The sequence below is a fragment of the Vibrio sp. 10N.286.51.E5 genome (assembly GCF_041469125.1).
GTDB classification, from domain to species: domain Bacteria; phylum Pseudomonadota; class Gammaproteobacteria; order Enterobacterales; family Vibrionaceae; genus Vibrio; species Vibrio crassostreae_C.
In genome coordinates this window covers 1-8,987 of record NZ_JBFRJZ010000076.1, presented here as the reverse complement: position 1 = coordinate 8,987, position 8,987 = coordinate 1, and the positions used below count along the sequence as shown (strand labels likewise).

Genomic DNA, 8,987 nt, shown 5'->3' with positions numbered 1-8,987 from the left:
AATACGTGGATTCCATATACGGAATGGGGCATTTTCGTGTTACATGCCCCGTCAGCGCACTTCTGAACAATTCTGTGTCAGTGACTTTGCTAAATTAGCATTCAAGAATTACCCTAGATATTGCGAGCCTCCACTGCAGTGGCGGAGCGACAACTCAGCTGAGAAAGGAGTGGAGAATCTTACATGCTCTTGCAGGGGCGGTCGAAATTAGGTTTATCCACCGAAAAGCAAAAATAACATCCTGATCTGCTCACGTTATGATTGCGTAGTTTCATGGTTACCAAATGAAACAACATTTACATAAAGTGAAAGACCACGCTATTTGTCGTTTCTCCAGATTTGATAACCACTTTCTCGGGTCGCTTTCCCCAGCAAGTGTGCTGCTACCGGAGCGGTAATGAAGATAAACAACATTGTGCCAATCACTCGTGAAATCACCGTGATTTCTGGCATGGCCACCGCCACCGCTAATAACAATGATGCTAAGCCCACCGTACCCGCTTTAGTCGCGGCGTGCATTCGTGTGTAGAGATCGGGCATTCGTAAGATCCCAAGACTTGCGATGAGCGTAAATAAGGTTCCAAGACAAAGTAAAATCCCAACGATAGTGTCCATTACACCTCTCCTTTTCTTTTAAAGATAAGCCTGGCAAACGCGATGGTTCCTAGGAAGGCCACTAGACCGAGTGTAATAGCAATATCCAACAAGGGTTGCTGCCCGCTATCTAGGGTATAAACAGCAATAAAGCCCACCGTCACGAATGAAATCAGATCAAGCGCGACCACTCTATCGGCAAAGGTTGGACCGAGCACCAAGCGAATGAATGCCATCAAGATACTGAGCAGTAGTCCGATATAAGCGAACGTGATGCTCATCTGTAACCAGATACCGATTTCTAATCCATCAGTCACGCGTCACCTCCAAAATCCGTTTTTCTAAACCGTCTTTGATTTCTCGAATAACCTTTTCGTGATCGGGTGCAAACATCGCGTGCACAACCATGTGCTTCTTATCTGGTGTAACATCTAAACTCAAGCTTCCCGGAGTAAGAGAAACCATGTTTGCGAGTAAAGAGATCTCTAAATCTGACTCAACATCTAACGGGACATACACGATATCTGGATCACTCAAATGGGTTGGCGTGACCACATCCCAGACGACTCTGGCTACCGAGATCACCATCTCGTAACAGAAGAAAAGAAACAGGCCAACAAAAGCACGGAAGCGTCGGAAGTAACTGTTTTTCAAACCAAACGGTTGACTGAGTCGCAACGCCAAAAAGCCAACCACAAAACCAAGAATGAAGTTCGTGCCTGTATAGTTGCCGTTTAGCAGCATCCACGCTAAGGCAAGAAACAAGTTCAAAAATAGATAAATCATTGGCTCCCTCCCGATGAATTCAATGCCACGCGTTCAGCTATTTCGCTGTCACCTATTGCACTGTCAGCCAATGCACTCTCTCCAAGAGCCGCTTTTACGTAGGCTTGGGGCTCAATCAACTGTTCTGCTGCCTGCACTGAAAATTGGTAAAACGGCTCGGCTGCCAAACCAATAATCAGACTTAACGTGGTCAACGTGGCTATTGGCACACAATACAATCCTTTTGTGTACTTGTTCATTGGCTGAGTTTTGAGTGTTTGCTGAGGCTTTTTCCAAAACACCTCGTTCCAGATCTTGGTCATCGAGAACACCGTTAACAGACCCACTAAGAGCGCGGCCCCTGCAAGCCAATACAACTCGGTTTGCAAACTAGATTTGATGACAAGGAACTTGCCCCAGAAACCCGACAGAGGTGGAAACCCCGCTAAAGAGAATGCAGGAATGAGAAACAAGAAAGCTAGCCAAGGCATGGCTTTGTAGACTCCGCCTAATTGCCCAAGTTTGCCCGAGCCATAGTTACGCTCGATAAAGCCGCCAATCAGGAACAAATTTGCTTTCACAATGATGTGGTGCACGATGTAGAAAATCGCACCCGCAATGGCGAGCGGCGTGTAGATCGCCAATCCCATGATCATATAACCGATCTGGCTGATGATATGGAAAGAGAGAATTTTTTTAATGTCGTATTGGCTCGCGGCCCCCAATACACCAGTTAACATCGTAAGCCCCGCCACCCACATCAGAGTTGGCTGCCAACCACTTTCTGATAGCGGAAAAATCAAAGTGAACACACGAATCAGCGCATACACTCCAACCTTGGTCAGCAACGCAGCAAACAGTGCGACAACGGCGCTTGGCAATGTATGGTAAGAAGCAGGTAGCCAAGCAAAAACGGGAAACAACGCCGCTTTTATCGCAAACGCGAATAGGAACAGTGCCGCGAGCAAAGTTTTGGTGTCAGACGGAATCAGTGCGGCTTTGGCGTGTAAATCCGCGAGGTTCAAAGTCCCTGTTGCACCGTAGAGTAAGCCAATCGCGAGCAAGAAGACCAAGGTCGATATTAGATTGAGCATCACGTACTTCACTGCTCCATCCACTTGTTGCTTTGATCCATCTAAGATCATCAAACCAAACGATGCTATCAACATCACCTCGAACCACACATAGAGGTTGAAAATATCTCCGGTAAGAAACGCACCATACACGCCGGCCAACAAGATATGCATCAGCGCATGAAATGTGCCGTAAGATGCCTTTTCTTGCAGATCGCCCATGGCGTAGAACACGCTCACTACACCAATAATGGCCGTCACCATCACCATGGCGACGGCAAGATAATCCGCCACAAAAACAATGCCAAATGGTGCCGCCCACTGACCAAACGCCACTGCTTGCGGACCGCCGTTGATGACATCGTGCGTCAACAATGCTGCAATCACCAAAGTCGCCAATGCGCTTGTGCCACTTATCGCATCCGCCAGCGCGTTGTTACGCTTCGCGCAGAAGATGGCGACAGCGGTAAGAAGCGAAATCACTGCGGGTAACGTCAACCAAATCGTCGTCATTCATCCTCCTCAGAACGTCGCATCGCATCAACATCGGCCGAGCCCGCTTCTGAATATGCACGGTAAAACAGCATCAACGCGAACACCAACAAGCCAAAACCAATCACAATGGCAGTCAGAATTAAAGCTTGAGGAAGCGGGTTTGCCGCACCTTCCGGTGGTAATTGTGAATTCGCATCAATCAAAGGCGGTAGTCCGGGCGTTAAACGTCCGGCAGTGAAAATCGCGATGTTCACGGCACTACTCAATAAGATCAAACCGAATAATAGACGCAAGATGTGTCGCTCAAGCATAAGATAGACACCAGCCGCGACAAACACACCGACCACGAGACTCCATAGTATTTCCATCAATCCAACTCCTCATTCACACGTAACAACATCCCCATCACGCCACCAATGATGGCGAGGTAAATACCGACGTCGAATATCAGCGGTGTGCCGAGCGGTAGAATATCTTTCCACCACAAACCGGTTAAGAACGGCAAATTGAAAGCAAAGCTCATCAGGCCAGCCACGAAGCTTAAGAAAATACCAAATAGAGCAATGCTAAATGGCGCGAAATACAAACGATCCCGAACGTACTTTGGCGACTCTGCAAACATCAGTAACGCAAAACCAATTACAGCAATCAGCGCACCGATGAAACCACCACCCGGCTCGTTATGTCCACGCAACAATAAGTAAAGTGAAAACACCAACATCAGCGCTGCAACGATGTGTGCAGTAGTGGCAAAAATAAGGGAATGGATACGATTACGTTTGTGATAGTGCGTTTTCAACAAACTCACCGCAGCGATACCAGCCATCACGACCACGATTACCTCACCCAACGTATCGAAGGCTCGAAAATCAACCAAAATCACGTTGACGATGTTGCGTCCATGTCCGCCGGGAACACTGTTTTCTGCGAAGAAATCAGCCAGAGTGGCATCTAAAGGTTGGGCGGTGATATTGATCAACAACGCCGTTACCGAGATACCAATCACACCAGCTATCGCCGCGTGCAGCAACTTTCGGCGAATAGGATGTTGCGGCACCGTCATTAAGCCCGGAATGTGACGTATCAACAGCACCACAAATACAACCATCAAGGTTTCAACCAGCAATAAGGTTTTCGCGACATCTGGCGCGCTGTAAATCATAAAGACTAAAGTGGTCATAAAGCCCACAACACCAAGCGCAGATACCGCCAACAAACGAGACTTGGTAAAGGTACAGACTAAGGCAGCAGCGATAAGTAGCAGTGCAATGCTTACCTCGTAGAAATTAATGTCCGTTAATGCAGCAAATCGAGCTCGTGGGATCACTAACGGACTGCTTAACAGTAATCCAGCGAGAACAATATAGAACAGCAACACGTAATAACTTAAGCGCTTTTGCTGTAATAACTGCGTTTGCCATTTAGCTAACCGCATCATGCCTGCCATAATTTTGTCGAAAACGGATTCGGCTGTTGGCACCACGGCCCCTTCACGTTGTCCGCCCACCAACAGCCTTGGGTAGACTCGATATAAAACAAAGCCGAGTAACAAAGTTAATACACTCAGCACCAACGGCAAATTCACGCCTTGCCAAAGCTTGGCTGCTTGTGGTGCTGAGTCAGGCAAGCTCGACGAAACCCCCGGAATAACCACATTGTTGTTGATCCAATCTAAACCAAGCACCGGCGCAAGCACACTGGCAATGGCAAGCAACATTGCTGGCAGCCAAAGCCCTTTACTGGATTCCACTTTCTTGGCTGGCGTTGGATTACCTTCATAAGTCGCGAAGAAAGGTTTCACGATCAGCGCCAACGCCAACGCCACCATAATGACGTTAACCACAAGGAAGATAACGGTAAGGATAACGCTCACCTCCAGACCGGATTTGTACATGTACTCTTTGCTCAAGAACCCGAGTAATGGTGGCACGCCCGATTTCGACAGAGCAGCGATGATTGCGGCTACGAGGCTGAGTATTAACGCTGTTTTCAAACCATACAACATTCGAATGTCACGCGTTCCCGTTGCCTTATCGATATTACCCACCACCATGAACAGCGCGGCTTTGTAGAACGAGTGAGCCAAGACAAACAGCAGCGCGGCCATCATCGCAAGCTCAGTACCCATACCAATCAACAATACCAATTTACCTAAGGCAACATTCGTGCTGTATGCCAGCATCAACTTCAAATCAGTTTGCTTGAGCGCTAATAACGCACACCATATAGCGGTAAAGCCACCAAAAATGCCGAGCGTGTAAAACCAAATATCGTTGTGTGAATAGATAGGTGAAACACGGGCAAGCAAATACACCCCAGCCTTCACCATAGTGGCCGAGTGAAGATAAGCGCTCACTGGCGTTGGCGCTGCCATTGCATTAGGTAACCAAAAGTGGAATGGAAACTGCGCCGATTTGGTGAACGCACCGAGCAAAACCAGAACCAGCGAAGGCAGGAACCATTCATGTTGTGCAATCAGCGTACTTTGCGCGACGATGGTACTTATCTCATAGCTGCCAGCCATTTCACCCAACAGTATCAAACCTGCTAATAACGCTAAGCCACCAGCGCCAGTGACAATGAGAGATTGAAATGCGTTCTTGCGGGATTTATCTTTCTCGTGATTAAAGCCAATCAAAAGATACGACGTTATGGTGGTAAGTTCCCAAAAAACAAAAAGGAGTAGAATATTGTCGCTCGTGACAACACCTAACATCGCTAACATAAACAGCGTCAGATAGAGGTGAAAAGAGAATCGAGACGAATCCCCCTTGAGATATGCCAGTGCATAAATCTGGATCAATGCACCGATACCACTGATCAAACACGCGAACAGGAAAGATAACCCATCCAACTTGAAGCTCAGGTTTACATCTAAACTAGGAACCCAATTCGTTTGCCAACTCACGCCTCCCGGCTCATACCAACTGATGAGCAAGAAGAAAATGACCATGGGTAGAACAGGAAAAATCATGAGAATCAAAGAATGATCTTTTGAACCTGTTGTGTGTTTTTTTCCTATTACACTATTCAATATCGCCATCCATTTCGTTACGTTCACGCGTGTATGGGGACTCATAGAATCGAAGGAAAAAAGCCTTCTCCTGATACTTCATGCTTCAACCACATTGTTGATTTGGGCATCAGGAAGATAATCCGAGCAAGGCATGTGAACGGATTATCTAGTTTACGAAGGCTTTGAATAAGACCGCTAAAATTAAGTCACGATCATCCATTCCAATATAGATAGATCCCACTGGTTCAAATTATTTGCTGTCGAGAACGACATAAGAATGCATGTCACTATGGGAATTGCTCTGGTCAAATAAAAAACTCGACTCTTCATTCACTGCACTCAGTGCGTCGTAGGAGCAGTCTCCGATATCGTTTCTCGGGCATGCATAAATGTGAGAGCGCTCAAGCATTTCAGTTTGGCAAATAGGACATAGTTTCTTCATACTACCCTCCACTAAGAAGTTATTAGTCTGTCGTGTGCACGCTTACTTCAGTATTGCTATTTCCGCTTTTCGAGATCAATTTGTTACTTGATTGGAGATATAAATCCCTCTGGTTTCATTGCCACTAAGGAGCAATTAATTGATTGAAGAATATTCTCGGCAGTATTGCCAATCACATAACCAGAAATACCGGTTCGGGCTAAGGTTCCCATGACCAACACGTCAATCTCTGCCTCATCAACACACTCCGGAATTTTATCGTCCGGTTTACCATGCAGGTGATGAACAACCACCTCACCAGCAATACCTGAGTCATCAATTAATTGCTGCAAGGCTTGTTCGTGACGCGCTTTCTCTTTAGAAACCTCGACAGACAGCTGAGCCTCATCAACTTGAATCCAAACGTGATTGTCGAGGTAGTTCTCTAAATAATATTCCCAACAAGAGATAATGTGTAATCGGCTATCACAGGTATCCGCAATCGAACGAGAGAGCTCTAACAATCGACACGATAGTGCCTGCTGCTCATCGTTGATAGCCAAGGGATCGACCGCAACTGCAATACGTCGTTTGTCTCGTGGTTTAAATATTGGTCGATGCAGCCATACTGGACAAGGACATTTACGCAATAAAGTCATGTCTATCGCTTTAAAGCCTTCCGCCCCTTCACTGAGTGGTTCAGCCTCTTTAATGATCAGGTCATTATGATTCAGCATCGCTTCTTGGATGATACAAACCGCCGGATTTTCACTGCTTTTAACTCTCAGGGGAAACGGCACCTGCTCTTCAGAAATAGCCAGGTCTTCAAGCAAATTTTTTACGCTCTGCTGAAGCGAATCATGTAAAGACTGTTCATAGCTTTGTTGATATTGAACGAGATCGGTAGGAAAGTCAGGACAGGCAATCAGGCCCGAAACTGGAACGTGATTGTTAGCCGCTATTCTAATCGCTTGACCCAGAGCGTCACTGTGGCCAGGCAGACCTTGTGTTGCAAAAAGTATGTTCTCGAATCGTCTCATACACACCTCCTTGGTTGTTCAAATAGTAGCCAATATCAACACGGCTTTGCTATAACAAATTTGTAACCATTAGTTATCAATATCAATACGCAATCGCAATCAGTTAGTTACATGCAAAATAGCAATGAGTGAGTTTACAGATCAACGTGCTCAGACAGCTATATGTAACAAATTACGTCAAAATTTATCGCGAGCTAAAGCAAAAACTTATTCAGAAAGGATGTCGGCAGAAACCCAGAACAGTAGACACCACACTGATTAGAAAATGTAGGTCAAACGACTTTCCACATAATTTGATAGAAAAATGTCCTGAATTGAAAAGGGGCAAAATGAGCTACAGTTTCCCCTAAATTAACAATTCAGAGATAACTAAAGGTATGGAAAGTCGCTTAACGTAGCGCCCTGTATTGATGGTGCAGACCACTGAAAAGTATACGTGACCTTCATGACAATATGCTTTTTCAAATATTTAAAAGCATGCTCTATAATGCCTCTCAATAAAAGAACCCAAACAAAGGGTTGGGCTCAACTCAATAATCATCAAGCCATTGTTATGGTGGTTATATTCCGATTAATTTCCCCAGATTTGGCTGACAAACTCTGGATGGTCAATAAACGGATTACGATTCCCTTGAAAATCATGTACCGCCTTATTTCGGTCGATTTCTTTTTGGCATACTGGATCTTCAGAATGCCAACGCTTTAGCATAGTAAGTAGCCAAGGTTCAAAAACAGTTGTATTGGTTCCATCCAGAACGGCATCAGAGCTTGTAGAGTTCCCTTCCCAATTAGCGATTTCATTTTCATTTTCATAGCGTGTGGCCATGTAGAAATATGCTCTTGCAAAATCACCTTTAAACTCATCAATTGGCTCAAACACCGTACCCACATATCCAAGAGAGTTCGCTGCACTGCCTAACTTAGAACCATTGCTTGATGTGTATGTCGCGCTACTCACCTCACCAAATGGCCAATTACTACGTTTCGAGTTAACGTAGCCATCAGTGGCAATTAAATGGTGACCGTCAGAGTTCATTGGCTCGACTTTCCCACCAAACCAGCTTTTCGGGAATGAGTGCTCACGGTTGTAGCAATCACCTTCTTTTCTGTATTGACCACATTGATCGGCCACCTTAGTAAATTGGATTGAATCTGAGCTTGAAGGTTTCTCCGAATACATATCGAGAATCGACTCATCAGTGTCATAGTATGCGTCTAGGTCAGCCTCAGACACCAACCTCCAAATAGCGGCGTAACCCTGACTGCTATGATTATCAATAATTTGATATAAGGCCGTTTTTAACGCAAAGCCCACTTTTCCTTCAGCGTCTTTGTAATACTCACCTAACACTGGAGGTTCAGTTGGTGGTGCAGTTGAACCACCAATCGAAAATTCTGTACTCTGACTTGCTTGGAAATCACCACCAGATGCCACAACGGTTCCATTTACCGACAAACTGTATGAACCATTCCCCACACTGCAGCACATTCCATCTCCATAAGAATCTGAGACTTCTAGGGTGTAGTTACCATCCGCTAAACACATTTCCACTTCATTGATGGTGCAGGGCGGGAGCATACTT

8 protein-coding genes are annotated in these 8,987 nt (G+C 45.7%); all 8 read right to left on the bottom strand.

The features are described 5' to 3' along the window. Positions 1-318: 318 nt before the first annotated feature. The gene (mnhG, locus tag AB4161_RS20910; protein WP_017062422.1) at positions 319-615 is read right to left on the bottom strand and encodes a monovalent cation/H(+) antiporter subunit G; all 297 of its coding nucleotides are present in this window, start codon (positions 613-615) and stop codon (positions 319-321) included. Then, positions 615-875, bottom strand: coding sequence for a cation:proton antiporter (locus AB4161_RS20905; RefSeq protein ID WP_032545874.1), 261 nt, complete (start codon positions 873-875; stop codon positions 615-617). Before AB4161_RS20905 ends, mnhG begins: the two co-directional genes overlap by 1 nt. Positions 876-903: 28 nt before the next feature. Then, positions 904-1,380: a Na+/H+ antiporter subunit E gene (locus AB4161_RS20900; RefSeq protein WP_017062420.1), complete on the bottom strand. Its 477-nt coding sequence runs from the start codon at positions 1,378-1,380 to the stop codon at positions 904-906. After that, positions 1,377-2,945 (bottom strand): proton-conducting transporter membrane subunit, encoded by a 1,569-nt coding sequence (locus AB4161_RS20895; RefSeq protein WP_372084188.1) that lies wholly within the window; start codon positions 2,943-2,945, stop codon positions 1,377-1,379. The genes AB4161_RS20900 and AB4161_RS20895 overlap by 4 nt, the downstream gene beginning before the upstream one ends. Next, the gene (locus AB4161_RS20890) at positions 2,942-3,295 is read right to left on the bottom strand and encodes a Na+/H+ antiporter subunit C (RefSeq protein WP_017062418.1); all 354 of its coding nucleotides are present in this window, start codon (positions 3,293-3,295) and stop codon (positions 2,942-2,944) included. Before AB4161_RS20890 ends, AB4161_RS20895 begins: the two co-directional genes overlap by 4 nt. After that, entirely contained in the window at positions 3,295-5,901 is a 2,607-nt protein-coding gene (gene mbhE / locus AB4161_RS20885) for a hydrogen gas-evolving membrane-bound hydrogenase subunit E (protein ID WP_017068245.1), read from the bottom strand. Before mbhE ends, AB4161_RS20890 begins: the two co-directional genes overlap by 1 nt. 567 nt (positions 5,902-6,468) lie before the next feature. Beyond that, positions 6,469-7,404 (bottom strand): universal stress protein, encoded by a 936-nt coding sequence (locus tag AB4161_RS20880; protein WP_372084186.1) that lies wholly within the window; start codon positions 7,402-7,404, stop codon positions 6,469-6,471. A 571-nt stretch (positions 7,405-7,975) separates the two neighbouring features. Then, positions 7,976-8,987, bottom strand: a 1,012-nt coding sequence (locus AB4161_RS20875) for an endonuclease (RefSeq protein ID WP_372084184.1), incomplete at its 5' end; no start/stop codon positions are given.